We start from the raw sequence: 25,412 nt of genomic DNA on the forward strand, positions 1-25,412 counted from the left end.
CGGCAATCCCTTTGTTTTTTCGCAATTCCGGACGGAAAACCGCTTCACAATTTTCCTGGAATTGCTCTATTTCAGCTCGAGCAGCCGTTCCAGATAGCTGCGTTCGATGTCGGGGCTGAGCGCATTGCCGAGCCGTTTGCGGATCGCTTCCAGAATCTGACGGGCACGCTGCACGTCGATCTCGTCGGGCACCTTCACCGAATCGCCGAAATCGGGACCCTGGCTGGCGCGTGGCCGGCCGAGCGGATCACGACCGGCGTTCTGCTGGCGGCCGCCTTCCTCGCCGCCGCCCTGATCGCCCTGCATGGCCTGCATCTGCTTCATCATGTCCTTGGCGCCCTTGCGCAGCGCTTCCAGCGCCCGGCCCTGATGACCGACGGCCGCATCGCCTTCACCCTCGCCGAGTGCCTGTTCGGCATTGCCCATGGACTTGCCGGCCTCGCCAAATCCTTCATTGGGCTCCATACCCATGCCTTCGAGGCCCTTCTTCAGCTGATCGAGGTCGCTTTGCAGCTGGCCCTGGCCCTGCTGCAGCTGTTTCAGCGCATCGGCGAATTCCTGGGGTGTCATCGGCTTTTGCCGGGCGAGCGGATCGCGGTCTTCGCCGACGCCGGGTCTGTCCTCATCCTGGCCGCCTTCGCCGAGCTGCTCGTCACGGTTCTGCCCGCGCTGGCGCTCGCCGCGTTGCATCTGATCCATGCGGAAGGTGTCGTTCATCATCTCCTGCTGACGCCGCAGGATCTCACCCAGCTTGTCCATCTGCTGGCGCATCTCGCTGTCCTGCTGGCCGCCTTGCTGCTGACGGCCGGCTTGCAGATTGTTCATCATGTCCTGCAGTTGCGACAGCAGTTGCTGGGCCTTGTCGCGATCTCCGGACTTCGCCAGGTTTTCGATCTGGTCCATCATGCGATCGATGTCGCTCTGGCGCAGTTCCTGGCCGTTCTGCTGCATCTGCGGGGCGTTGGGATTCTGCTTGGCGCGCTCCGCGAATTCCTGCAGGAACTGGTTCATCGCCTCGCGCAGTTCCTTCATCGCCTTTTCGATTTCAGCGTCGCTGGCGCCATTCTTGATGGCGTCCTGCAGCGCCTGTTGCGCCTGGCGCAGCCGCTTTTCGGCGGCCGAAAGATTGCCTTCCTCGATGCCGAGCGCGATTTCCCAGAGATAGGAGACCTCGCTGCGCAATTGATCGTCGCTCTCGGCCATCTTCAGCCGGGTGCGGGCGCTCATGATGGCGAGATAGTGGGACATGTTGTCGAACGTATCTTCCGGCCGAAGTGTGATGGCGTCCATCAGGTCGAGCACGCGCGGCTTGGCGTTGGCGTCGAGCGCCAGCAGGCGGCGCTGTTCGATCACGGCGCGTGCCAGCGGATTGGCGAAAGGCCGCTCCGGCATCAGCAGCGTCTTGGTTTCGCTCGATGCGGTGTGCCCGGCATCATCGGTGGCGACCAGCGTCAGCTTGATGCTGTTGCCGGCCCAGACATGCTCGGTCAGGTCCTTGGAGGTCTTGGCGGCGTTCGACTTGCCGCCGCGGCGCGGCAGCGTCAGCGGCATTTCAGGTGCACCGTACAGCGGACGCGCATTCGGCGCCTGCGGATCGGCGAGCGCGAACACTGCCTTGGCGGTGGCGGCGCCATAGTCGTCGTCGATCTGGTAGTTTAGCTCGAAGGCGCCGTTTGCGGCGCGCTTGGGCTCGCCGACGAAGCGGATCTGCGGCGGCTTGTCCGATATGACCGCGAAGGCCCAGCGGCCGAGCTGGTCCTCGCCCGAGGTCAGCGTCAGCGTGCCGTCGCCGGTCAGCTTGCTGGTGAACTGGCGCACCTTGGACGGCGGCGCCGGGCTTGCGGCCGGCTTGGCGGCGGCCTGCGGCGCAGCGGGGTCGATGACGCGGGCGTTGCCATTCTTGTCGGCATAGCCGAGCGTTTCCTCGCCCGAGCCGCCCGTCACGCGCAGCGAAACGTCACTGCCTTCGGGAATCGTAAAGGTCGGGATCGCCTGGTTAGCGTCGGCGGTCAGGAAGATCGGCGGCTTGCCGGTATAGGCCGGTGGCGTCACCCATGCATCGATGCGCGGCGGCACGATATCGCGCGCGCCATGGGCATTGAAGCCGTCGCTGATCCTGCCGCCGGTCGGCCCGAAGGAGAAGGCGAAGGCGGTAACGAGTAAAAGGGCCGCCACCGCGCGCAGCCCCCAGGGGTCGCGCTCCGGCACGCGCGTGCGCGGCAGGTCGGCGCCAAGGTTGTCGAGCTTTCCAGCCATGCGCTTCTGGTGTTCGCGCCACAGCGCCTGCGAGAAGCTGCTTTCCCTGCCGCTGGGCCGGTCGGTCTGCACCAGCACCGGGCTGTGCAACAGTTGATTGGCGGCCTCGATGCGGCGGTCGATTTCGCCGGCGCCCGGCAGGCGGAAGAAGCGCAGCGGATAGAGCGCGGCCAGTGCCGCTATGGCAAAAGCAGCGACCAGGCCGATGCGCGCCATATCCGGCAGCCGGGAGAACAGCCCCAGCCAGGAGATGCTGAGGAACAGGCTGGCGACTATCACGAGCGGAAGCAGCAACGGCCAGCCGCGCTCGACCATCATCGAGACCCGCGTCGCCAACCGGCTCAAGGCCAGGCGTCCGGCCAGGCCGCGATCGCTGCTGAAGGTGGGTCGTTGCGTCATCGGCCCTTCCTTGAGCCTATCCCGAAAACCGGGATGCGGCCCTATCCCTTTGAGCATGATCTGTTCCGAAAGGGATTTCACTTTTCGGGATCATGCTGTGGAGCGGGCAGGATAGCCCGACGCCTCACGACTCAAAGAATACCAGCAAACACGGCAAAGGCGAGGCAGTTCGGAAAAACGTGAAGTGGACCGTTATAGTTCCATCCTGCATACCCTTTAGAAGGCAGCAGGCCCTTTAGAAGGTAGCGGGGTCCGCATTCGCTCCGCAGACCAGCACGGCGACCCGTTCGCCCGCCGCCGGCGCATAGCGGCCCGACAGGACCGCGGCAAAGGCGGCGGCGCCACCCGGCTCGGAGATGATGCGGGCCCGGTTCCACAGCGCCTTCTGCGCGGCGATGATGTCGTCGTCGCTGACCAGGATCGAGCGTTCGACAAAGGCTTCGGCAATCGGGAACATCATTTCGCCGACGCGCTTTGGCGCCAGTGAATCGGCGGCGATACCCTCGGCCGGCGCGTCGACGGGGTGTCCGGCCTCGAAGGCGCGATGCAGCGTCGGCGCTCCTTCCGGCTCGACGGCGATGATACGGATGCGGCCGGTAAACCAGGCAGCGATGCCGCCGATCAGGCCGCCGCCGCCGACAGCGACCAGCAGCATGTCGATCCGAGGCAAATCGCTCTCGATTTCGAGCCCGAGCGTGCCCTGGCCGACGAGCGTTTCCTCCTGGTTGAAGGCATGGATCTGCAAGGCGCCGGTCTCCTCGGCGAACCGTTCGCTGGCCGCCAGCGCCTCGGCGTAGCGGGCGCCGCCGACGATCAGTTCGGCGCCGTAGGAGCGGATTCGCTCCAGTTTGGCTGGCGGGCTCACTTCGGGAACGAAGATGGTCGCCTTGTGGCCGAGCCGCATGGCGGCATAGGCGACGGCCGCGCCATGGTTGCCGCCCGATGCTGCGACGACACCGGCCTCGGGAACCGGACGCTCCAAGAGATTGGTGAAGGCGCCGCGCGCCTTGAACGAGCCGGAATGCTGCAGGCATTCGAGCTTCAGGTCGACGGCCAGCGGCGGCTGGTCGAAGTCGGCCATGTCGACGCGCAGCACCGGCGTGTGCCTGATATAGGGGCGGATGCGCGGTTCCATCGCGGCAATGCGCTCGCGTGTGACGGTGATGCCGTTCGTCATGACTTGCTCCCTATGACGGGTAGGTGTGTTTCCGGCGCTTCTATGCAAGCCAGTCGGGCATGGAATCCAGCCCGATCAGGTAGTCATAGGTCGGACGTGGGCGCACGACGTGGAACCGGTCGCCGTCGACCAGCACCTCCGGCACCAGCAGGCGGGTGTTGTAGGTGCCGGCCTGCACCGCGCCATAGGCGCCGGCGGTGGAGACGGCAATCAGGTCGCCGGCCTTCAGCCTGGGCAGATCGCGGTCCAGGCCGATATAGTCGCCGGTCTCGCAGACCGGGCCTACCACGTCGACCATCATGCGCGGCGTGTCGGCCGGCGGCTGCACGACCGGACGGATGTCGTGGAAGGCGTCGTAGAGCGTCGGCCGGATGAGATCGTTCATGGCGGCATCAACGACGAGGAAGTTCTTGGCGTCGCCTTCCTTCACGAAGATCACTTCCGAGACGAGGATGCCGGCATTGCCCGATATCAGCCGGCCAGGCTCGAACATCACCTTCAGCCCGAGCTTGGTGACATGCTTCCTGACGATCTGGGCATAGGCGTCGGGCAGCGGCGGCGGGTTGTTGTCGATGCGGTAGGGAATGCCGAGCCCGCCGCCGACATCGATATGCTCGATGGCATGGCCGTCCGCCCGCAGCGCGCCGACGAGATCGACAAGCAGGGCGAAGGCATCGTCGAAGGGCTGCAGCTCGGTGATCTGGCTGCCGATATGGGTATCGATGCCGGTGATCCTGATGCCGGGAAGCTTTGCCGCGCGGGCATAAACCTGCCGCGCCCGCTGCCACGGGATGCCGAACTTGTTCTCGGCCTTGCCGGTGGAGATCTTCTTGTGGGTCTTGGCGTCGACGTCGGGATTGATGCGCAGCGAGATCGACGCCACCTTGCCAAGGGCGGTGGCTCGCGCCGACAACAGCTCGAGTTCAGGCTCGGATTCGACGTTGAAGCAAAGGATGCCGGCAGCAAGGGCAAAGTCCATTTCGCGCGCGGTCTTGCCGACGCCCGAAAACAGGATCTTGCCGGCCGGAATGCCGGCGGCGAGCGCCCGGCGCAATTCACCTTCCGAAACCACGTCGGCGCCGGCGCCGAGCTTGGCCAGCGTCCGCAGGACGGCCTGGTTGGAATTGGCCTTCATGGCGTAGCAGACCAGCGCGTCCAGCCCTGCAAAGGACTGGGCAAACACCCGGTAGTGCCTGGTCAGGGTCGCCGTCGAATAGCAGTAGAATGGCGTGCCGATCTGTGCGGCGATGTCGGGGATCGCCACGTCCTCGGCATGGAGCACGCCGTCGCGGTAGTCGAAATGGTTCACGAGAGTGGTTCCGGAAGTTGGGGCGCGATGAGATCGGGTTGAAAGGCCCGGCTCTCGTCGGCTCTAGATCAGCGGGTCGAGGATGAATTTCTTGTCCTTGACCGGTTTTTCCGGCTCCGGCGGCACGGGCTGGTGGGCCTTTGAGGCATCCTTGCGCGCCTGCACGGCCGCCTCATAGGGCGTGTCGAGAGCGCCCCTCCTGCCGCAGGCCGAAACGGCCGCGATCGCAACCAGCAGCGTCAGCGTCACCAAAATCCTGCTTCCGGTCATCGATCCATCCGTCCGAAACGTTTGTCAGCCGCCGCTTTTAGCCGAGTTCTCGGCGCATTGCACCCCGAGATATTGCCCGTCGCAATATCCGGGATATTACTGCTCGCAATATCCGGCATTACGCTTTCGCCAGTCGCTTTTTCCAGGCACGGATCTGCTTCCTCACTTCCGACGGCGCCGTGCCGCCGAAACTGGTGCGGCTCTTGACCGAGTTCTGCACCGCCAGCACCGAAAATATGTCGGCCGTGATGCCGGAATTGATCGACTGCAAATCCTCCAGTGAAAGCTTCTCCAGCCCCACCTTCCTGTCTTCGGCCAGCGCCACCGCCCGGCCGGTGACATGATGCGCCTCGCGGAACGGCAGGCCGAGCGTGCGCACCAGCCAGTCGGCAAGGTCGGTTGCTGTCGCGTGGCCGGAGCCGGCGGCCTTCTTCATTGCGGCAGCGTTGACCGTCATGTCCGAGACCATGCCGGTCATCGCCGCCAGCATCAGGTCGAGCGTCTCGGCGGCGTCGAACACCGATTCCTTGTCTTCCTGCATATCCTTGCCATAGGTCAAAGGCATGCCCTTCATCACCGTCAGCAGGCCGACCAGATGACCGGTGACGCGGCCGGTCTTGCCGCGCACCAGTTCGGCGGCATCGGGGTTCTTCTTCTGCGGCATGATGGAGGAGCCGGTGGAAAACGAGTCCGACAGCCTGACGAAGCCGAACTGCGGCGTCGACCAGATGATGATCTCTTCGGCCAGCCGTGACAGATGCGTGGCGCAGATCGCCGCCACGCCGAGGAACTCGAGCGCGAAATCGCGATCCGAGACGCTGTCGAGCGAATTGCGCATCGGCTCGCGGAAGCCGAGCGCCTTGGCGGTCCGGTGACGGTCGATCGGGAAGCTGGTGCCGGCGAGGGCCGCGGCACCGAGCGGGCTTTCATCCATCCGCTCGATCGCATCGCGCACGCGCGACAGGTCGCGCGAAAACATCTCGACATAGGCCATGCAGTGATGGCCGAAGGTCACCGGCTGGGCCGCCTGCATATGGGTAAAGCCCGGCATCACGGTCGCGGCATGCTCCTCGGCCCGCTCCAGCAGCGCCTCGATCAGCCCTTTCAACGCCTCGGCGACGCGAAAGCATTCATCCTTGACCCACAGCCGCAAATCGACCGCGACTTGATCATTGCGCGAGCGGGCGGTGTGCAGCCGGCCGGCCGCCGGGCCGATCAGATCGGCGAGGCGCGCCTCGATGTTCATGTGGATGTCTTCGAGCCGTGTCGAAAACTCGAAGCTGCCGGCCTCGATCTCTTTCAGGATCGTGTTCAGCCCGTCAGCGATTTTTTCTTGGTCGGCCGCCGAAATAATGCCCGTTTGCGCCAGCATCTCGCTATGGGCGATCGAGCCTTTGATGTCCTGCGCATAGAGTTTGCGGTCGAAGGAGATAGACGCGTTGATCGCTTCCATGATCGCGGCCGGACCCGAGGCAAAACGTCCGCCCCACATCTGGTTGCTGGTTTTCTTGTCGCTCATGGCTATAACCCGTGCTTCGGAGCAGTTTTGAGAAAATGGCAGACGGTAGTAGATTCTTCCCGGCCCCGCGCCTGATCCTCGCCGCCTTGGTGGCGGGCGCGCTGGCGGGCGCGGTCGCGGTATATGTCAGCGAGAGCCGGTCTGGCAACAATGCACCGGCACAAGCTGCCGTGGGTGACAGCAGGGACGACGTGACTTGCGCGGCCAAGAGCGACCGCGCCAAGAAAGTCGCGGCGTCGGCCACCGGTGAGGTTGCGGCACTTTTGCCGGCCGATCCGCCTCAATCCATGAAGAGCCTTGCCTTCAATGGTCCGGACGGCAAGCCGATGACGCTTGCCGATCATGCCGGCAAGACGGTGCTGCTCAATCTGTGGGCGACATGGTGCGCGCCGTGCCGTGCCGAAATGCCGGCGCTCGATGCGCTGCAGAAGGAAAAGGGCAGCGACTCCTTTGAAGTGGTCGCCGTCAACGTCGATGCCGGCGACGATGTGAAGCCGAAGAAGTTCCTCAGCGATACCGGCGTCGCGACGCTCGGCTATTACCGGGATTCGACGATGACGCTGTTCAACGACCTCAAGAAGCGCGGCTTGGCGCTAGGCCTTCCCGTCACCATGCTGATCGACGGCGAGGGCTGCCTGATCGCCCACATGAACGGCCCGGCCGAATGGTCGGGGCCGGACGCCAGGCGGCTGGTCGAGACGGCACTCAAGCCCGAGAGCCTGTAGTCTAGCGTGTGGCTAGCGCGGGTGCGGGCGCGAAGGCCAGAACGCTTCTGTCGCGCAGGCTGGCGGGTTTGCTGCCGACAGCGGGTGCGACGACGCCGGTCAGATCGCCGAATTCCTCGATGAGAGCCGGCTTGCCGATATAGTAGCCCTGGCCGATCTCGCAGGCTTCGGCGTCCAGGAACTTCAGTTCGCCGAGCGTCTCGACACCCTCCGCCAGAACCGGCAGGCCGAGCCCGCGTCCAAGTCCCAGGACGGCGCGCACGATCGCCGCGACCTGGCCGTTCTTGTCGACGGACTTGATGAATGAGCCATCGATCTTGATCTTGTCGAAGGGAAAGGCGCGAAGGTTGGAGAGCGAGGAATAGCCGGTTCCAAAATCGTCCATGGCGACGCGCACGCCTAGCGCCTTGACCTGCCGCAAGGTGGCCAATGCCCGCGGCATGTCCTTGACAAGCGCCGTCTCGGTGATCTCAAGCTCGAGCCTGCCGGGCGCCAGGCCGGAATTCAGCAAGGTTTCGTGGACCTCGCGGCTGAAATTCGTGTTGTGGAGCTGCACCGCCGAAACGTTGACGGCCACCGTCAGCGGATTTTCCCAGCGGGCGGCTTCCTCGCAGGCGGCCGTCAGCACCCATTCGCCAATCTGGCCAATGGCGCCGCTGTCTTCGGCGACCGGGATGAATATGCTCGGCGAGACGTCGCCGCGCGTCGGATGCCGCCAGCGGACCAGGGCTTCGAAGCCGACCATCTTTCCGCTGCTGATCTCTTTCTGCGGCTGGTAGACGAGGTAGAACTCCTGGCGTGCGACCGCCTGGCGCAGTTCGTGCTCCATCACGCGCTTGTCGCGGGCCTCGGCCCCCATCGAAGCTTCGAAATAGCGGTAGGTGTCCTTGCCTTCGGTCTTGGCCCGGTAGAGCGCCGTATCGGCGTGGCTTATCAGGCTGGCCTGGTTTTCGGCATCCGATGGATACAGCGCAATGCCGATGCTTGCCGACACAAGGCCGCCGCCGACAGAAAGCCGGTTTTCCTCGCGCATGGCGGTCAGCACGGTGTTGGCGATACGGCCCGCCTCCAACGGGTCGGTCAGGTTCGGCGCGATGATGGCGAACTCATCGCCGCCCAGCCGCGCCACCATCTGTCCTTGGCGAAGAATGCCGGTAACGCAGTGCGCAACCTTCTGCAGCATGGCGTCGCCCGCGCCGTGCCCATACAGGTCGTTGACCTCCTTGAACCGGTCGAGATCGAGCAGCAGAAGCGCAAGCTGGCCGCCTTTCCTGGTCCGGCCCATCGCAGCAATTTCCGTCTCCAGCCGGCCGGAAAAGCTGCGGCGATTGGCCAGTCCGGTCAATGGATCGAAATGGGCAAGCCGCAGGATCTCCTGTTCCGCCTTCTTGCGCTCGCGAATGTCGCGGACCGCAACCACGTTGTGAGGCTTGCCACAATAGTCGATGCTCCTGGCGATCAGCTCGACAGGAATGCTCGTGCCATCGCGGCCGCTCAATTCGGCCTCCTGCGGCTGTTCGCCGAAGCCCGACATATCGGATCCGAAGAGATCGCCAAGCTGCATTCCGTTCAGCGTCGCTGTTGCGATGCCCGTCAATGTCGCCATGCTGTCATTGGCACTGATGATGCGGTGGCCGTCGCAGACGATCAGCCCCTCCACGGCGGCATTGGCCAGACCGTGCATGCGGTCTACCTCGAGCTTCTGGCGACGGAAGCGCAAATCGATCCACAGCGCCGATGCCGACAGAACCAGGATCACCAGTGTGGCGGCGGCGGCCGCAAAAGCCTGCGAGGTCGGCTCGATCGTGTATTCGGATATGACGATCGAGGGATCGGGGAAGATCGAGACGGCACCCATACCGATGAAATGCAAGGTGCAGATCGCCAGCGTCAGCAGCACCGCGCCGCCGGATGTCGCCTTCAAGGAGGGACGGCGCTGCACGACACGCAGCGCCAGCGCCGCGAGCGTTACGCCGGCCAGAAGGGAAATGGCGACAAGCAACAGGTTCCACTCGATGCGGCCCTGAACCTCGAACGCCGCCATACCGATGTAGTGCATGGCCGCGATACCGCCGCCCAGCACGGCGCCGCCGACGAGATGATAGTCGAACTCATTCCGCAAGGTGGCGATCCACATGCCGGCTGCCGTCAGAGTGACCGAAGCAGCGAGCGAAAGCACGGAAAGTGCGGGATCGTAAGCACTGGGTATGCCCGGTGTGAATGCGAGCATGGCGATGAAGTGCGTTGCCCAGATGCCGAAGCCGGTCGAAGTGGCCGCGATCATCAGCCAGGCAAGCCGGTTCCGATCGGTGGAGCGGCTTATGTGATGAAGCAGGTTGACGGCAGAGAAACAGGAAATTCCGCAGATCAGCGCGGCGAGTGCGACCAGTCTCAGATCGTGTTCGTTGACGATACAATTGTAGACCGTCAGCATTTTATTTCACCTGATCTTTGGAAATAAACAGGGCAGCAGGATTGAGTAGCGCTTTGCCGTTGAGGGATCGATAAAGTCGCCTGCAACCTTGGCGTGTCTCTTCGGGTTGCAGCGGCTGCAATCAAGGCTGCCACCCCGAAAGCTAGCTTGGCAGTTCCGACGGCAGTTCCTGGCGCTCGTCGTCTCGCTAAGCCGGCTAGCCGTGTGGCTTTCCATGCGTCCAAGCGGAGGCGAGGGTGGCGTTGGGTAAAGGGCGAAGTTCGTCGATCTGCAACAAAACCGTTGTCTGATTGTCACGAGCGACACATATTGCCTTTGCGGGAGTGCCCCCTTTCGCCAATGACAAACGGGAGATGAAACATGAAGTCCTTCGGCTTCGCGGCCGGTGTTGCCGCTACCTTTATGATGCTTTCCTCAACCTCCGCTTTTGCTGTCACGCAGATCAGTTGGTGGCACGCCATGACTGGCGCCAATGCCGAAGTTGTCGACAAGATCTCCAAAGATTTCAATGCCAGCCAGAGCGACTATGAACTTGTTCCGGTGTTCAAAGGCACGTATCCCGAGACGCTGAATGCCGGCATCGCCGCCTACCGTGCCGGCCAGGCGCCCGACATTATGCAGGTGTTCGACGTCGGCACCGGCGTGATGATGGCAGCCGAAGGCGCAATCAAGCCGGCAGCCGATGTGTTGACCAGCGCTGGAATGACCTTCGACAAGAGCCAGTATCTGCCAGGCATAGTCGGCTATTATTCGAAGCCGGACGGCACCATGCTCTCCTTCCCCTACAACTCCTCCTCGCCGATCCTTTATTACAACAAGGATATCTTCAAGAAGGCTGGTCTCGACGTCGACAGCCCGCCCAAGACCTGGAACGAGGTGTGGGAAGATGCCAAGAAGATCAAGGCGAGCGGCGCGGCCGCCTGCGGCTACACCTCGACCTGGCTGACCTGGATCCATCTGGAGAATTTCGCGGCCTGGAATGACGTGTCATGGGCCACCCAGCAGAACGGTCTGGCCGGCGGCGATGTCGAGCTCAAGATCAATGCGCCGATTTTCGTCAACCACTTCCAGGCGCTGGCGGACCTCGCCAAGGACGGCACTTTCAAATATGGCGGCCGCACCTCCGAAGCCAAGCAGATCTTCCTCGCCGGCGAATGCGGGATCATGACCGAATCCTCCGGCGGCCTTGGCGATATCGTCAAGTCCGGCATGAATTACGGCATCGGCCAATTGCCCTATGACAGCGACGCCAAGGGCGCACCGCAGAACACGACGCCGGGTGGCGCCAGCCTGTGGGTTTTCGCTGATAAATCCGACGAGGAATACAAGGGCGTCGCGGCCTTCTTCGCCTACCTGTCGAAGACCGAGGTGCAAGAATACCTGCACCAGAAGTCGGGTTATCTGCCGGTAACGCTTGCCGCCTATGAAGCGACCAAGAAGTCCGGTTTCTATGACAAGAACGTCGGTCGCGAGACCCCGATCCTGCAGATGACGGGTAAGGCGCCAACCGACAATTCCAAGGGCGTACGTCTGCCGAACCTGCCGCAGGTGCGCGATATCCAGAACGAGGAGTTCGAAAAGATGCTCGCCGGCCAGCAAACCGCGCAGCAGGCGCTCGACAATGCGGTTACGCGTGGCAATGCGGCGATCAAGGAAGCGCTGGGGAATTAGAGCGAGCGCAGGTCCTTGCTCTACGGCGCATCCACCTGTCCTGCCAGGCATCTCCCCTCGGCGAGGGGAGTTTTGCCGTCGCTTGCGATTTCGCCAACGGTCGATGAAGCCCAATCCGAAACGCTCATCAAAGCCATCTTGGCGAAGAGGGATGCCACATCGTGCCGCCCGCCTCATCACCTCGGAGTGGCTCCATGACCCCTCGCGTCGTGTTTCCCAACAAGATCCTTCCCTACCTGCTGGTGGCGCCGCAACTGGCCATCACGCTCGTGTTTTTCTACTGGCCGGCCGGTCAGGCGTTCTACCAATCCATGCTCAGGCAGGATCCGTTCGGACTGAGGACCAAGTTCGTCTGGTTCGCCAATTTCAGGAAAGTGCTTGCCGATCCGGCCTACCTGAACTCGATCAAGGTCACGGTGGTGTTTTCCCTTGCGACCGCCATCGTTGCCATGTGCGTGGCGCTCTTGCTCGCGGTCATGGCAGAGAAGGTGGTGCGCGGCAAAGGTCTCTACCGCACGCTCTTGATCTGGCCCTACGCGGTGGCGCCGGCGATCGCCGGTATGCTGTGGCTGTTCCTCTTCAACCCGTCGATCGGGTCGCTGGCCTACATGCTGAGAAGTTTCGGCATCGCCTGGGATCCACTGCTCAACGGCACCCACGCCATGATCCTGCTGGTGTCCGCCGCTGCCTGGAAGCAGATCAGCTACAATTTCCTGTTCTTCGTCGCCGGCCTGCAGGCGGTGCCGAAAGCCTTGATCGAGGCGGCGGCCATGGACGGCGCCGGCGAGACCAAGCGATTCTGGACCATCGTCTTCCCGCTGCTTGCGCCGACGACCTTCTTCCTGCTGGTCGTCAACACCGTCTATGCCCTGTTCGACACGTTCGGCATCGTCCATGCCGTCACCGGGGGCGGTCCGGGCAAGACGACTGAAACGCTGGTCTACAAGGTCTACAATGACGGCTTCGTCAATCTGATCCTCGGTGACTCGGCGGCGCAGTCGGTCATCCTGATGGTCATCGTCATCTCGCTCACGGCCATCCAGTTCCGCTATGTGGAACGCAAAGTCCATTACGGCTGAGGGCGAGCGATGATCGGCCAGTCACCGCTCCGCACCGTCATCGCCCACGCCGTGCTGATCCTCGGCATATTGATCGTTGCTTTCCCGATCTACTACACGTTCGTTGCCTCGACGCAGACGCTGCAAACGATCCTCAGGCCGCCATTGCCGCTCCTGCCCGGCGATCAGTTCTGGAACAATTACACCGAAGCGCTGTTCGGCGGTGTCGGCCGTATCGGCGGCGTCAGCGTCGGCAGGCTGCTGCTCAACACGACGATCATGGCGCTCGGCATCGCGGTGGGAAAGATCTTCATCTCGATCCTGTCGGCCTACGCGATCGTATTTTTCCGCTTTCCGCTGCGCATGACCTTCTTCTGGCTGATCTTCGTCACCTTGATGCTTCCCGTCGAGGTGCGCATCCTGCCGACCTACAAGGTGATGGTCGATCTCGGCATGATCGACACCTATGCCGGCCTGATCATCCCGCTGATCGCCTCCGCCACCGCCACATTGCTGTTTCGACAGTTTTTCATGACCATTCCAGGTGAACTGGTGGAGGCGGCGCGTGTTGATGGTGCGGGGCCGTGGCGCTTCTTCTTCGATATCCTGTTGCCGCTGTCGCGGACAAACATCGCGGCGCTGTTCGTCATCCTCTTCATTTATGGCTGGACACAGTATCTGTGGCCGTTGCTCGTCACCAACAGCAGCAACATGAACACGATCGTTATCGCGTTGAGAAAGATGGTCTCCTTCGCCGATGCCGACACGCAATGGCACCTGGTCATGGTCACAGCGATGCTGGCCATCGTGCCACCGATCCTGGTCGTGGTGCTGATGCAGCGCTGGTTCGTTCGCGGCCTGGTCGATTCCGAAAAGTGAGAAGCTGATGGCGACCGTCGATCTGAAGGATGTGAAGAAGGTCTACCCCAGCGGTTTCGAGGCCGTGAAGGGCGTTTCAATCGCAGTTCCCGACAGGCAGCTTTGCGTGCTGGTCGGCCCATCGGGCTGCGGCAAGTCCACGCTGCTCAGGATGATCGCCGGGCTCGAAACCATCTCCTCGGGAACAGTTGCGATCGACGGCAAGATCGTAAACTCAATCGGTCCGACCGAGCGGGACATCGCCATGGTGTTCCAGAACTATGCGCTCTATCCGCATATGAAAGTCTACGACAACATGGCCTATGGGCTGCGCAACCGCGGCACGCCGAAAGATGAGATCGACAGCCGGGTCCGCGCGACGGCGAAAATACTCGAACTTTCGGCGCTGCTCGACCGCCGCCCGCGCGAGCTTTCCGGCGGCCAGCGCCAGCGTGTCGCCATGGGTCGTGCCATTGTGCGCAACCCGAGGGTTTTCCTGTTCGACGAGCCGCTCTCCAATCTCGATGCCAAATTGCGTGGCCAGATGCGCGTCGAGATAAAGAACCTGCAACGCTCGCTTGGCGTCACGTCGGTCTATGTCACGCATGACCAGCTCGAGGCGATGACGTTGGCCGACATCCTCGTCGTCATGAACGGCGGACTGGTCGAGCAAATGGGGGCGCCGCTCGACATCTATGAAAGGCCGGCCTCGACCTTCGTCGCTTCCTTCATTGGCGCGCCGCCGATGAATCTCCTGGCACTGACCGAAAGCGCCTCGGGCGCGGTGCTCGCAGACGGCACGGCGATCGCTTTCGCACCTCGGGAGGCAAGAGCTGCGACCCTCGGTTTTCGGCCCGAGGATGCCGACGTCACCTTCAATGCGGAGGCGCCGCCCGGCGCCCTCGTCCTGCCGGCGCTGGTCGAGGCAGTCGAACCGGTAGGCGCCGAAAGTTTCCTTCACTGTGCGGCAGGCGGCAACCGTATCGTCGTGCGTGTCGCGGGTCGCGCCACCGCCACGGTTGGCAACCAATTGCGCGTGGTTGCCAAGGCAGAAAAGCTGCACTGGTTCGATCAGACAGGAAAGCGCGTCGGCTAATCCAAAAGATATGCCCAGAGCGTTTCACCGTTTCACGGAAACGGCGAGCTGCTCTAACTCTTTGTTTTGACGCAATTCCAGACGGAAAACCGCTTCACAGTTTCCTAGAATTGCTCCAGCATACGGTGTTCAGGCGAAGACATGCGCCTTTCCCGATACGGTCAGCCGGACGATCTCGCCGACCGCCGGCGCGTCCATGCCCGGTTTGCGCAGGACCAGCGGCGTGTTGCCGATCGCGGCCGCATCGGGCGGATCGGCATTGTTCAAGAGCCGCACCGCGACCGTGCACATCGAGCCGGCGAATTCGGATTCCGTCACTTCGCCGAACAGCATGTCCGAGGTGCCGGACATGCCCTCGCGCGACGTTCTCTTCAGCGCGATCTGCTCCGGGCGAAGCATGATACGGGCGATATCGCGGCTGTCATTGGTGTCGACCGCGATGCGGCCGAGGGGCGAGTTGGCGAATCCATCCGATATCTTGGCCGGCAGGATGATGGCGTCGCCAAGGAATTCGGCGATCATCCTGTCCTTCGGCTTGAGATAGAGCTCGCGCGGCGTGCCGATCTGCGAGAACTTGCCGTCGCGCATCACCGCGACCTGGCTGGCGAAGGACAGCGCCTCGGCCTGGTCGTGCGTCACCAGGATGGTAGTGATGCCGGCAGCTTCCAGAAGCTCGGCCACCGCCTTGCGCATCGAGGCGCGCAGGCCGGTATCGAGTGCCGAGAACGGCTCGTCGAGCAGCATCAGCCGGGGCTTCATCGCCATGGCGCGAGCCAGCGCCACGCGCTGCTGCTGGCCGCCGGAGAGCTCGTGCGGGCGGCGCTTGAGGATCGCCTTGTCCAGCCCGACGATATAGGCGAGCTCGACGATGCGCTCGGTGCGCTTGTCCTCGCCGCGACCCATGCCGAAACCGATATTGTCGCCAATGGTCAGATGCGGAAACAGGGCGCCATCCTGCGCCACCACGCCGATGCCTCGCCGATATGCCGGCACCGCAGCGCCGCCATTGGCCAATATCGTACCGTCGAGCGTGATGTGCCCCTGGTCCGGCGCCTCGAAGCCGGCAATCAGCCGCAGCAGGGTCGTCTTGCCGCAGCCGGAAGGACCGACAATCGCCGTGCGGCTGCCGCTGGCGACGTTCAGGTCGACGCCGGCAAGGGCGGCCACCGGGCCGTACTGCTTGTGCAGGCCGCCGATTTCGAGAAAGCTCATCGTCCGGCCATCCGTTTCGACTGGACATAGAGCAGCCAGGTCAAGGGCAGCGACATCGCCACCATGATGAAGGCGTAAGGTGCCGCGGAGGCATAATCAATCTCGCCGCTGTAGGACCAGAACGCCATCGCCAGCGTGCGGGTGCCGTTCGGCGCCAGCATCTGGGTGGCAGTCAGTTCGTTCATGATGCCGAGCGCCACCAGCGCCATGCCGGCCGCGGCACCCGGCGCCGACAGGCGGATCGTCGTCGACCACAGCGCCTGCAGCGGCGGGCGGCCGAGGCTGGAAGCGGCGCGTTCGAGCTCGACCGGTGCCTGCGCGATAGATGCCCGCAAGCTGACCAGCGCGCGTGGCAGGAACATCAGCGCATAGGCCACCAGGATGGTGAACAGGGTCTGGTAGAGCGGCAGCGCGATGCGCACCGTGATGGTGACCAGCGCCAGCGCTATGACAACCCCCGGCAACGAGCCGACAATGTAGTTGCAGCCCTCCAGCAGGCGCTGCAATGGCCCCGGGGCGCGGATCGAGATCCAGGCCATCGGCATGGCGGCGACGGTGGCGAGCAAGGCGCCGGCGAGCGCCAGGAACAGCGTCTGCCCAAGCGCCAGGCCGATCTCGTCCAGGCGCCAGACAGCGGCGCCGCCGGCGACAAGCCAGCCGCCGATGGTGACGAACGGCACGCCGAGCGCCAAAAGCGTGGTGACGACAAGCAAGAGCAGGCTCGGAATGGTGGCGCGCCCGAGGCTTGCGCGTTGCTGATGGCGCGCCGCACCCGAGCCGACGCGGGCATAGCGCTCCTCGCCGCGCACCAGCACTTCGAGGCCGAGCAGCACGAAGCAGCAGCTGACCAGCACGCCGGCCAGCATGTTGGCGGCCGGTCCATTGAAGGTCGATTGGAACTGGTCGACGATCGCCGTGGTGAAGGTGTCGAAGCGGATGAAGACATAGAGGCCGTACTCGGCCAGCAGATGCAGGCCGACCAGCAGTGAGCCGCCGCAGATGGCGAGCCGCAATTGCGGCAGCACGACCCGCCAGAACACGCGTCGGGGTCCAAGGCCGAGTGCGGCGGCGGCGTCCTCGAGGGCGGGATCGAGACGGCGCAATGCCGCCGACACCGGCAGATACAGGAACGGGAAATAGGCGATAACGGAAACCAGCACGCCGGCCCACAGGCCGTGCAGTCCCGGCACCATGGTGATCCAGGCGTAGCTGTGGACGAAGGCGGGGATGGCGAGCGGCGCCACGCACAGCCAGGACCAGATCCGGTCGCCCGGCAGGTCGCTGCGCTCGGTCAGCCAGGCCAGCGCAACCGACAGCACGATGGTGATCGGCACCGAGAGCGCGACCAGCAGGACAGTGTTGACCAGAAGCTCGCCGACACGCGGCCGGAAGACCAGCGCCGAGACGGTTTCCCAGCCGGTCTGCACCGCGATCCAGATGATGAAGGCGAGCGGCACCAGCGCCAGCAGCGCAACGAAGATGGCGGCGAGGACCAGCCACAGCGGTGCGCGTCGCCGGGCCCTTCGGCCTGTGCCCGAAGGCAGGCCCGAACGCGCGAGATCGACCGCGGACTGCATCAGGTCAGACGCCGTGCCGTTGCCGTCCAGCGGCAGCAATTGAAGGACCGCGATCGCGGTCGGGAACACAGCGTGTCGTCATCGACGAATGCCATCTCGAAAAACAAAATCACTCCCGCGGAAGGCGAATTCCCGCGGGAGCGTGGTCGGGTGTCCTTTTAGGACGAATGGCAACTAAAGCAAGCCGGCTGCCGTCATCAGGTCGGTGACCTTCTTGGAGTTCAGCGTCGTGGCATCGACCTTCGGCGCCTGCAGATCGGCGAGTGGCACCAGCTTCGGGTTGGAGTCCGCACCCTTGCCGACCGCGTATTCGAAGGAGTCGCCTGTTTTCAGCACGTCCTGACCGCCCTTGCCGGTCAGCCATTTCAGGAACGCCTGGGCTTCCTTGGGATGCTTGCCGGAGGCCAGCACGCCGCCGCCGGAGATCGAGACGAAGGCGCCCGGATCCTGGTTCTTGAAATAGTGCAGCTCGACATTCTTGCTGTTTTCGCCGGTCTTGGCCTGATCGCCGAAGTAGTAATAGTGATAGATGACGCCGCCTTCGATCTCGCCGGCATTGACCGCCTTCATCACCGTGCTGTTGCCCTTGTAGGCGGTGAAATTGGTTTTCATCGCCTTCAGCCAGTCGGCGGTAGCGGCTTCGCCCTTGAGCTGGAGCAGGGCGCTGACGATGGCCTGGAAATCGGCGCCCGACGGGGAGGCGGCCCAGCGGCCCTTCCAGTTCGGATTGGCGAGGTCAAGCATCGACTTGGGCAGCTGGTCGGCGGTCAGCTTGGTCTTGTTATAGGCAAAGACCGTGCTGCGCGCGGCGACGCCGACCCATTTGCCGCTGGCCGGCTGATAGTCCTGCGGAACCTGTGCCAACGTGTCGGCATCGACCGGCGCGAACAGGCCGGCGCTCTCGACCAGCGCCATGGCTGGTGAGTTTTCCGTCAGGAACACGTCTGCGGGTGAAGCAGTGCCCTCGGCGACGATCTGATTGGAGAAGTCGCTGTCGCCGCCATTGCGCACTGTGACCTTGATGCCCGTTTCCTTGGTGAAGCCTTCGGCCCACGCCTTGGTCAGGCTTTCGTGCTGGGCGTTATAGACAATGATGCCGGCATCCTCGGCCATCGACGGGCTGGCGATCAGCATGATTGCCAGCGCCGTGGCGCCGGCGAGGGTGGAAAGAGCATATTTCATGACATTGTCCTAAAGTTCGGGTTGGCACCGGCTCACCTACCGATACCTGACAGGCTTAGTCAACATTGGTGATCTGCTTCAATCGGTCGCTGAAGCACAAACGCTTGATATCGGGCTCACAATTCCAAGTATGAAGGGACGCGAATGGCGTGCGAATTCAAACCGATGGTTGATCCGCGGGCCGGATGAATGGGGCGGCTTGCAGACCGTGGAAAAGCAACGAATGCCGCCTGACGACCCTGGGAAGGTCCAAGCACCAGCCTTTGGCCTGCGTGAACAAGGCCTCCAGCAGTACAGCTATTTCTAACCGGGCGACGTGTTGACCCAGACAGGCATGCAGTCCGGTGCCAAAGGCAAGGGCCGACGAAATGCCGGAACCCAAATCCAACCGGTCGCCCGCCGGAAAAACAGAAATGTCTCGATTGGCGCTCGCCAGCACGGGTACGACGGCCTGCCCGGCTTTTATGGTTGCGCCACCAAATTGCATATCTTCCGCGGCGATGCGCGCTCCGGCATAGTGAACCGGAGCGCAAAAACGGAGCAGCTCTTCGGCTGCTGAAAACCAACTGACTTTCCCATCTTCAAGCAGCGAAAGCTGTTCTGGGAAGCGTGCAAGCGCGACCAGCGCATTGCCGAAGGTATCGACGACTGTCGCCTGCCCGGCAAAGAGCAGGAATACGATGTTTGCAATGGCATCGTCTCTCAGCCAGCGGCCAGCCTCGACTTCGGCAAGCATCTGAGCTGAAATACCGTTTGGGCGCACAGTACCGTGTTCTATCACGCTGGATACCCATGCCTCCAACCGGCGGCAGGCATCGTTTGCGTCTTCGTCTACGCCGCCGGCCCTTATTTCCAGGGCGTTGGCCATAAGCTGTGCGTCGGCGCCAATCCGCCAGGGATCGTCCATGTCGATACCAAGGATCTGTTCCAGGCCTGAAAACGCTAGCGGCAGGCCTATATCACGAACCGCGTCGAACTCCGGTTTTTGTACAGCTGCCTGCGTAAGTTCCGACGCTTTGGCCGCAAGCCGGTCGAATAGCCCGTTGCAGGAGGAAAAGCTTAGCGAACCAGCCAATGGGCGGCGCAGGCGCATGTGCCGCGGCGGGTCGGACAGCAGCATGGAACGGGTCAACAGGTCCAGGGCCGGATTGGCGCTGATCTTTTGCCTGACCTCCTGATAGGCGCCCGGCGGTGCCTGCAGCAACAGTGGGTGTTTCAAGGCCTGGGAAACAAGCGCATGGCTGAACACGTAGAAGGCTTCACCGACCTCGGGATAAGGAGGTTTGCCCCAACTGGCGCCTCCTGAACTCCGACGACGGGCGAATTCGGGAAACGCATCGCTGCCATGGGCGATGGGGTCAAATAGATCAGCCTGATCTGTCATCGGGCAAGATCGACAGCAAAGATAACGCGAAATCCGCCGGAACTCATGTCTTCAGGTAGAAAATCGGACGCGAGATGTAGAAATTCGCACCGGAGAACACGGTTATAGAACCGCAGTAGCGGATCCCTCGTTATGGATTCCACCGAAGGCATGACACCGGTCCGATGCCAATCGTCGATGGTCCGACGAAATTCCGGATCCGGCCGAACCTTGTCGGGCAACTCGTCCTGTGCTCCCGCGTAGGACGGGCAACGTCCGTCGCCGACCAACCAACGCGCACCGACCTGCCGTCCATAGTCAGACATTTGCGACAACAGGCGGCGTGCCATGTCGGTGCCGCGGAATTCGGGTCGCACACCAAGATTGTACACGTAGAGTGACCGTGCAGGTTGGCTCCTGGCAAGCGAAGAGTAGGCGGAGAAGGTCTTGGGGAACCTTCCCGTATCGTGCGGATCTTGGCTGGTTTCCACGAAGCAGATCGCGCCGGCAACAAGGTTCTCAACCATGGCCAGGATCATTGTATGCCCGAGCGAAAGCCGGTGGTGAATTGTTTTTTCGCTGGCACCGAGTCTTCCCCAGGCCGCGGCCTCCATCGCGGCCATGCCCGGAACGTCGTCTGCCATAAGCTGTTGAAATACGATCATCTTCATCGTCGAAAGGCGGCTCGTAATTGCGATATCGAATCGATAATTTTCTGATACCAGCTGTTGATGAGTGCATGAGTAGGGGCGGGTTGTCTCATGATCTTCTATGTTTGCCATCGCTTGCATGCCTATACCCTGGCAAGCCTGCTACTCTATTTTCGAACGGATTTGCAGGGTTCTGTGCGCTTTGTTCCCTATGACGAACGGGCGCATCTGCTTGAGATTTCCAGAGGCACCGTTCTTTGGACGGATTTGGACCGACTGAGCGAAGCAGAGATTGAAGCATGCTCCAATCTCAGCCAGCGGATGAAGTCGCAGCAGCCTGATCTGTTTCAACTCAACCATCCCCGAAAAAGCCTTCAGCGTTTCGATCTATTGCGTATGCTGTTCGCGGACGGCATCAATGATTTCAATGTATACAGACCCGAAATTCTGCCGGCGGGAATGCGTTTCCCTGTCTTTCTGCGTGACGAGACGGGCGCCGCTTATAAAGTGCCGCCGCTGTTGCAATCGCCGGCGGAACTCGGCGAGGCGCTCTCGAACCTGGGTACGATGAATTTTGTTCGCCCCATGGTGGTGGAGTTTGGAGCAAAGGCTGGTGCCGATGGCAGCTACCGGAAATACTCGGCATATCGGATCGGCGAGCGCAGTTATGCGCAACACTGCTTCGCCAGCAAGGAGTGGTTCATAAAGGTACAGGGAGGCGGTATGTCGGGGCAACATCGGGTCGAGCATACCGCCTTTGTGCGCGACAATCCGCATGCGGTAGAGCTGATGCCGATTTTCGAGAAGGCGGGGATCTCATATGGCAGGATCGACTACACCATTGTCGATGGTCGTATCCAGGTTTTCGAGATCAACACCAATCCCACTGTATTGAACGACCCGCCCACACCCTTCGACAGATACGATTCGTTGCCTTACGCCAACATGCATGCAGATGCCTTGGCACAGCTGCCATATGCTAACGATCCCCTATCCACTCCGGTTATCGATGAGACACATCTCCAGATCTTGGGCCGCCTGAAAAACAAGTACCGTCGCAGACGGATGAAGCTGACCGTTCGAAAGGGCTTCAGGTCTTTCCGGGACGCCATGTTCGGCGCCAAGCCTTGAGTTCTCGAACAAGAGCGCGGGGCAATATCGCACTGGCGATCGGCGCGCGGTGTGCCGCAAACTTTCGTGATTTGCCGATAGTTTGGCTTGGACATTATTTCGCCGGCCACGTAACAAATCAGCGCCGAGACGCGAAATTCGGGGGAGTGAACTCTTGTGAGCGGCAAGGACGAGGCCGAACTTTCCCGGCTGATGCGGGCCGCGATCGCGGGAGATGAAAGGGCTTACGCCGACTTTCTGCACCGGATTGCCGCGCTGGTTCGCGGTTTTGCCAGGCGCAAGATCGTGCAGGGCGGGGTCGATCCCGAGGATGTCGTGCAGGAAACCTTGCTGGCCATTCATGTAAAACGACATACCTGGCGCCAGGATGCGCCGGTGTTGCCGTGGATCTACGCGATCGCCCGCTTCAAGCTGATCGATGCGTTCCGGCGGCGAGGACGGCGCATCGAGATCGATGTCGACGATATCGCCGAGACGTTCGCCGAGCCGGAAACCGAGACCGTCAGCGAGCGAGACATCAACCGGGCATTGGACAGCCTGTCGCCGGCACAGCGCTCCGTGGTCTCGGCCGTGTCGGTGGAAGGGCGGTCCATTGGTGAGACGGCGGCGAAGTTCGGCATCAGCGAGACGGCGGTGCGTGTGTCGCTGCATCGCGGACTTGCCGCGATAGCCAAGCGATTCGGGCAGGGGCGGTTCGGGCGGGAATGACATGAGGACGGATGATCTCATCAAGGCGCTGGACGCCGACGCAAGCAGCAAGGCAATCCCGTTGCTGTCGGCCTGGTGGCTGGCCGCCGGTGCGGGGGCGGTGATCGCGACCGTCGTATTCCTGCTGACCATCGGCCCGCGCCCGGACTTCGTGGCGGCCGCTCACACGATGCGCTTCCTCTCCAAATTCGTCTTCACCATCGTGCTAGCCGTCAGCGCCTTCGCCCTGATCCGCGCCTTGTCGACGCCGGGCGCCTCGACGGGCCGGGCAATGGCCTGGATGGCTGCGGCGCCCGTGCTGGTCGCCGTGGCGGTGCTTCTTGAGCTTTTCATGGTGCCGGAGGCGCTGTGGGGTACACGGATGGTCGGCTCCAACATGATGCTCTGCATGGGCTTTATCCCGCTGATCGGTATTGGCCCGCTTGCCATCTTCCTGTGGATGCTGCGCTATGGCGCGCCGACACGGCCGGTGCTTGCCGGTGCGGTGGCGGGTCTGCTCGCCGGCGGGCTGGCGGCAACCTTCTATGCCGCGCACTGCTTCGACGACTCGCCGCTTTTCGTCGCCACCTGGTACACGGCAGCGATCGTAGCGCTCGCATTGCTCGGTGCGCTCGGCGGACGGTTTTTCATACGCTGGTAGCGTTTCGCAACGATCGCGGACCCGTGCACCGATCCTTAATCATGCCGGCAATTGTTTGCCGGTTAGCGACCACGCCGGCATGCCGGACGCAACCTTTCCTTAAAATCGATCCGCCAAGGTTGATGCGAGAACATGCGTTTGCGCACGGGGGTGGCACGTATCGTGATGTGGCGAGGATTAACCAGCCGAAAATCTCTTGGGCATGCAGGGCTGGCGTTGCTCGTCGCCGGCCTGGGCGTGCTGGCGACCTCGATCCTGCTGTCGAGCCTGGATTTCGGCACCGAAGCGTTGAGGCTCTGCCTGCAGATCGCGGTGGCGGTGGCGGCGGGCGCGCTGTTCCTCGCCGCCCTGTCTATCCGCAGGATCAGCAGGGATCGCCAGCAGATCGCCGAGAGCGAGCTGCGCTTCCGCCGCGCCATGGAGGATTCGGCGATCGGCATCGTGGTTGTCGCTCTCGACGGTCGCATCCGCCAAACCAATCCGGCCTTCGCCGCCATGCTTGGCTACACAAGCGAAGAGATCGAGGCGCTGACTTTCTTCCAGATCACGCATCCCGACGATCTGCTGATCGGGCGGGAGACGATGGACGATCTGAAGGCGGGCACGGTCAATTCCTTCCACTTCGAGAAGCGTTATCTCAGGAAGGACGGAACGCCCGTCTGGGCCCATCTTGCCGGTTCGGTCATTCGCGATGAGACCAGCGGCCGCCCGCTCTATCTCGTCTCGCAAATCGAGAACATCGACGCGCGCAAGCAGGCCGAGGCGCGCATTGCCGAGGCGGAGACGCGTTGGAATTTTGCTCTGGCTGGTGCCGGCCAAGGCGTCTGGGACCTCGACATGCGCAAGGGGGGCACGACCTATTCCTCGACCTGGGTCAAGATGCTGGGCTATGCGGATGGCGAGCTCGATGGCGACACCGATCGCTGGCTGACGATGATTCATCCCGACGATCGCGAGACTGTCGCCGAAGCCGATCGCGCCCATCTCGAGGGCAAGACACCGTTCTTTGAAGCCGAATTCAGGATGCGCCACAAGGATGGCCACTGGATGTGGATACTCGACCGCGGCAAGGCCATCGAACGCGACGAGGATGGACGGCTGATCAGGGCCATCGGCAGCCTGACCGACATCACCCGCCGCAAGGAGGCCGAAGAGCGCCTTACTGTGTCGGCGGCAATGCTTGCCGACGAAAAGGAGCGGCTGAGGGTGACGCTGCAATCAATCGGCGATGCCGTCATCTGCACCGATGCCGCAAACCGTATCACCTTCATGAACCCGGTCGCCGAAAAGCTGACCGGGATTGCCGGCGGCGAGGCTCTCGGCAAGATGCTTGGCCATGTCTACTGGGCGGTCGACGAGGAGACGGGGCACAGGATCGGCGTCACCCGGCCCGCGGTTGGCGTTCATGCGCCCGCCGACCAGAACAGCCGCGCCGTCCTGATCCGGCGCGACGACACGCGCTGCAGCATCCGCCAGGTGGTGTCGCCGATCATCAACGAACGGAACGAATTCTGCGGGCTGGTCATCGTCTTCCAGGACTTTACCGATGCGCGCGCGCTGCAGCGCCAGCTGGCGCACGCCGCGGCACACGATGCGCTGACCGGCCTTGGCAACCGCTCGAGCTTCATCCGTGCCATGGAAGACCTGGTCGGCCAGGCGCGCAAGGACGGCACCGCCGACACGACGAAGTCGGTCGGAGGCGCCGGACATCAGTTCATGTTCATCGATCTCGACCACTTCAAACTGGTCAACGACACCGGCGGACACGCGGCGGGAGACGCGCTGCTGAAGCGGGTTGCCGAGGCGATTCGCGGCGTGCTTGGTCCAGACGATATCGTCGCTCGCCTCGGCGGCGACGAATTCGCGGTCATTCTGAAATCGGGTTCGGCAGCCGGCGCCAAGATCGCGGCACGCTCCATCATCGATGCGATCGGCGGGCTGGACTTCACCTGGGACGGCCGTCCTCACGTGATCGGCGCCAGCATCGGACTGGCTGCGATCAATGCCAATTGCGGCGAGGTCGACGAGATCATCGCGAGAGCCGATGCGGCCTGCTATGCGGCCAAGGCGGCCGGCCGCGGCTGTGTCTCCGTGGCGTCCGACGCACGGATCGTGGAGGGCCGGACAGAGCCGCTGGCGGCGGCCTCCTGATCGAGCCTGTCAACCGCCGATCCGAA

General features: G+C 62.8%; 20 protein-coding genes. 9 read left to right on the top strand and 11 right to left on the bottom strand.

Features of this window, described 5'->3' with window-relative positions; translation table 11 throughout:
* Positions 1–66 precede the first annotated feature (66 nt).
* The 5 genes from AC0L2U_RS12700 to argH all read right to left on the bottom strand — a co-directional run bounded on the left by AC0L2U_RS12700 (position 67) and on the right by argH (position 6,930).
* Positions 67–2,655, bottom strand: coding sequence for a TIGR02302 family protein (locus AC0L2U_RS12700; protein WP_473601990.1), 2,589 nt, complete (start codon positions 2,653–2,655; stop codon positions 67–69).
* 235 nt (positions 2,656–2,890) lie between these two features.
* Complete coding sequence (locus AC0L2U_RS12705; RefSeq protein ID WP_128364526.1) at positions 2,891–3,832, bottom strand: threonine/serine dehydratase; 942 nt, start codon at positions 3,830–3,832, stop codon at positions 2,891–2,893.
* A 40-nt stretch (positions 3,833–3,872) separates the two neighbouring features.
* Positions 3,873–5,141, bottom strand: a complete 1,269-nt coding sequence (gene lysA / locus AC0L2U_RS12710; RefSeq protein ID WP_473601991.1) for a diaminopimelate decarboxylase — start codon at positions 5,139–5,141, stop codon at positions 3,873–3,875.
* A gap of 63 nt (positions 5,142–5,204) precedes the next feature.
* Positions 5,205–5,411: an LPS translocon maturation chaperone LptM gene (lptM, locus tag AC0L2U_RS12715; RefSeq protein WP_023811112.1), complete on the bottom strand. Its 207-nt coding sequence runs from the start codon at positions 5,409–5,411 to the stop codon at positions 5,205–5,207.
* A gap of 118 nt (positions 5,412–5,529) precedes the next feature.
* Positions 5,530–6,930 (bottom strand): argininosuccinate lyase, encoded by a 1,401-nt coding sequence (gene argH / locus AC0L2U_RS12720; protein ID WP_127408624.1) that lies wholly within the window; start codon positions 6,928–6,930, stop codon positions 5,530–5,532.
* A 35-nt stretch (positions 6,931–6,965) separates the two neighbouring features.
* Here argH and tlpA point away from each other — a divergent pair, with 35 nt between their 5' ends.
* Positions 6,966–7,655 (top strand): thiol:disulfide interchange protein TlpA, encoded by a 690-nt coding sequence (gene tlpA / locus AC0L2U_RS12725; RefSeq protein ID WP_127395970.1) that lies wholly within the window; start codon positions 6,966–6,968, stop codon positions 7,653–7,655.
* Position 7,656: 1 nt separating this feature from the next.
* Here the strand turns inward: tlpA and AC0L2U_RS12730 are convergent, their stop codons facing one another.
* Complete coding sequence (locus AC0L2U_RS12730) at positions 7,657–10,089, bottom strand: sensor domain-containing diguanylate cyclase (protein ID WP_127395971.1); 2,433 nt, start codon at positions 10,087–10,089, stop codon at positions 7,657–7,659.
* A gap of 360 nt (positions 10,090–10,449) precedes the next feature.
* Between AC0L2U_RS12730 and ugpB the strand changes: the two genes are divergently transcribed.
* The 4 genes from ugpB to AC0L2U_RS12750 all read left to right on the top strand — a co-directional run bounded on the left by ugpB (position 10,450) and on the right by AC0L2U_RS12750 (position 14,772).
* Positions 10,450–11,760: a sn-glycerol-3-phosphate ABC transporter substrate-binding protein UgpB gene (gene ugpB / locus AC0L2U_RS12735; RefSeq protein ID WP_127395972.1), complete on the top strand. Its 1,311-nt coding sequence runs from the start codon at positions 10,450–10,452 to the stop codon at positions 11,758–11,760.
* Between the two features lie 194 nt (positions 11,761–11,954).
* On the top strand, positions 11,955–12,839 hold the full coding sequence (gene ugpA / locus AC0L2U_RS12740; RefSeq protein ID WP_023811118.1) for a sn-glycerol-3-phosphate ABC transporter permease UgpA: 885 nt from the start codon (positions 11,955–11,957) through the stop codon (positions 12,837–12,839).
* Between the two features lie 9 nt (positions 12,840–12,848).
* On the top strand, positions 12,849–13,697 hold the full coding sequence (gene ugpE, locus AC0L2U_RS12745; RefSeq protein ID WP_127809205.1) for a sn-glycerol-3-phosphate ABC transporter permease UgpE: 849 nt from the start codon (positions 12,849–12,851) through the stop codon (positions 13,695–13,697).
* 7 nt (positions 13,698–13,704) lie between these two features.
* Complete coding sequence (locus AC0L2U_RS12750) at positions 13,705–14,772, top strand: sn-glycerol-3-phosphate import ATP-binding protein UgpC (protein WP_127809206.1); 1,068 nt, start codon at positions 13,705–13,707, stop codon at positions 14,770–14,772.
* Between the two features lie 129 nt (positions 14,773–14,901).
* Here AC0L2U_RS12750 and AC0L2U_RS12755 read toward each other — a convergent pair whose 3' ends face one another.
* The 5 genes from AC0L2U_RS12755 to AC0L2U_RS12775 form a co-directional block, all read right to left on the bottom strand.
* Positions 14,902–15,984, bottom strand: a complete 1,083-nt coding sequence (locus AC0L2U_RS12755; RefSeq protein WP_127268506.1) for an ABC transporter ATP-binding protein — start codon at positions 15,982–15,984, stop codon at positions 14,902–14,904.
* Positions 15,981–17,561 carry an ABC transporter permease gene (locus AC0L2U_RS12760; RefSeq protein WP_164873943.1) on the bottom strand — a complete coding sequence of 527 codons (1,581 nt, stop codon included), beginning with the start codon at positions 17,559–17,561 and terminating at the stop codon, positions 15,981–15,983. Before AC0L2U_RS12760 ends, AC0L2U_RS12755 begins: the two co-directional genes overlap by 4 nt.
* Before the next feature lie 174 nt (positions 17,562–17,735).
* Complete coding sequence (locus AC0L2U_RS12765) at positions 17,736–18,743, bottom strand: iron ABC transporter substrate-binding protein (protein WP_473601993.1); 1,008 nt, start codon at positions 18,741–18,743, stop codon at positions 17,736–17,738.
* A gap of 157 nt (positions 18,744–18,900) precedes the next feature.
* Complete coding sequence (locus AC0L2U_RS12770) at positions 18,901–20,127, bottom strand: cytochrome P450 (protein WP_128289508.1); 1,227 nt, start codon at positions 20,125–20,127, stop codon at positions 18,901–18,903.
* The gene (locus tag AC0L2U_RS12775; RefSeq protein WP_127318816.1) at positions 20,124–20,777 is read right to left on the bottom strand and encodes an N-acetyltransferase; all 654 of its coding nucleotides are present in this window, start codon (positions 20,775–20,777) and stop codon (positions 20,124–20,126) included. Before AC0L2U_RS12775 ends, AC0L2U_RS12770 begins: the two co-directional genes overlap by 4 nt.
* 90 nt (positions 20,778–20,867) lie before the next feature.
* On the opposite strand from AC0L2U_RS12775, the gene AC0L2U_RS12780 reads away from it, so the two are divergent.
* The 4 genes from AC0L2U_RS12780 (at position 20,868) to AC0L2U_RS12795 (ending at position 25,386) form a co-directional block, all read left to right on the top strand.
* Entirely contained in the window at positions 20,868–21,887 is a 1,020-nt protein-coding gene (locus tag AC0L2U_RS12780) for a hypothetical protein (RefSeq protein ID WP_128289507.1), read from the top strand.
* A gap of 156 nt (positions 21,888–22,043) precedes the next feature.
* Positions 22,044–22,595, top strand: coding sequence for a sigma-70 family RNA polymerase sigma factor (locus AC0L2U_RS12785; protein ID WP_127379999.1), 552 nt, complete (start codon positions 22,044–22,046; stop codon positions 22,593–22,595).
* 1 nt (position 22,596) lies between these two features.
* Entirely contained in the window at positions 22,597–23,235 is a 639-nt protein-coding gene (locus AC0L2U_RS12790; RefSeq protein ID WP_128289506.1) for an NrsF family protein, read from the top strand.
* A gap of 216 nt (positions 23,236–23,451) precedes the next feature.
* Entirely contained in the window at positions 23,452–25,386 is a 1,935-nt protein-coding gene (locus tag AC0L2U_RS12795; protein ID WP_245486751.1) for a PAS domain S-box protein, read from the top strand.
* The last annotated feature ends 26 nt before the right edge of the window (positions 25,387–25,412 follow it).

Source organism: Mesorhizobium sp. WSM4808, from assembly GCF_055811675.1.

Coding starts and splice junctions, on each gene's coding strand:
- AC0L2U_RS12750 (WP_127809206.1), top strand. CDS start 13,705: ATGGCGACCGTCGATCTGAAGGATGTGAAGAAGGTCTACCCCAGCGGT.
- tlpA (WP_127395970.1), top strand. CDS start 6,966: ATGGCAGACGGTAGTAGATTCTTCCCGGCCCCGCGCCTGATCCTCGCC.
- AC0L2U_RS12730 (WP_127395971.1), bottom strand. CDS start 10,089: ATGCTGACGGTCTACAATTGTATCGTCAACGAACACGATCTGAGACTG.
- AC0L2U_RS12760 (WP_164873943.1), bottom strand. CDS start 17,561: ATGCAGTCCGCGGTCGATCTCGCGCGTTCGGGCCTGCCTTCGGGCACA.
- AC0L2U_RS12770 (WP_128289508.1), bottom strand. CDS start 20,127: ATGACAGATCAGGCTGATCTATTTGACCCCATCGCCCATGGCAGCGAT.
- ugpA (WP_023811118.1), top strand. CDS start 11,955: ATGACCCCTCGCGTCGTGTTTCCCAACAAGATCCTTCCCTACCTGCTG.
- AC0L2U_RS12700 (WP_473601990.1), bottom strand. CDS start 2,655: ATGACGCAACGACCCACCTTCAGCAGCGATCGCGGCCTGGCCGGACGC.
- AC0L2U_RS12775 (WP_127318816.1), bottom strand. CDS start 20,777: ATGAAGATGATCGTATTTCAACAGCTTATGGCAGACGACGTTCCGGGC.
- AC0L2U_RS12755 (WP_127268506.1), bottom strand. CDS start 15,984: ATGAGCTTTCTCGAAATCGGCGGCCTGCACAAGCAGTACGGCCCGGTG.
- ugpE (WP_127809205.1), top strand. CDS start 12,849: ATGATCGGCCAGTCACCGCTCCGCACCGTCATCGCCCACGCCGTGCTG.
- AC0L2U_RS12780 (WP_128289507.1), top strand. CDS start 20,868: ATGATCTTCTATGTTTGCCATCGCTTGCATGCCTATACCCTGGCAAGC.
- argH (WP_127408624.1), bottom strand. CDS start 6,930: ATGAGCGACAAGAAAACCAGCAACCAGATGTGGGGCGGACGTTTTGCC.
- ugpB (WP_127395972.1), top strand. CDS start 10,450: ATGAAGTCCTTCGGCTTCGCGGCCGGTGTTGCCGCTACCTTTATGATG.
- AC0L2U_RS12790 (WP_128289506.1), top strand. CDS start 22,597: ATGAGGACGGATGATCTCATCAAGGCGCTGGACGCCGACGCAAGCAGC.
- AC0L2U_RS12705 (WP_128364526.1), bottom strand. CDS start 3,832: ATGACGAACGGCATCACCGTCACACGCGAGCGCATTGCCGCGATGGAA.
- AC0L2U_RS12765 (WP_473601993.1), bottom strand. CDS start 18,743: ATGAAATATGCTCTTTCCACCCTCGCCGGCGCCACGGCGCTGGCAATC.
- lptM (WP_023811112.1), bottom strand. CDS start 5,411: ATGACCGGAAGCAGGATTTTGGTGACGCTGACGCTGCTGGTTGCGATC.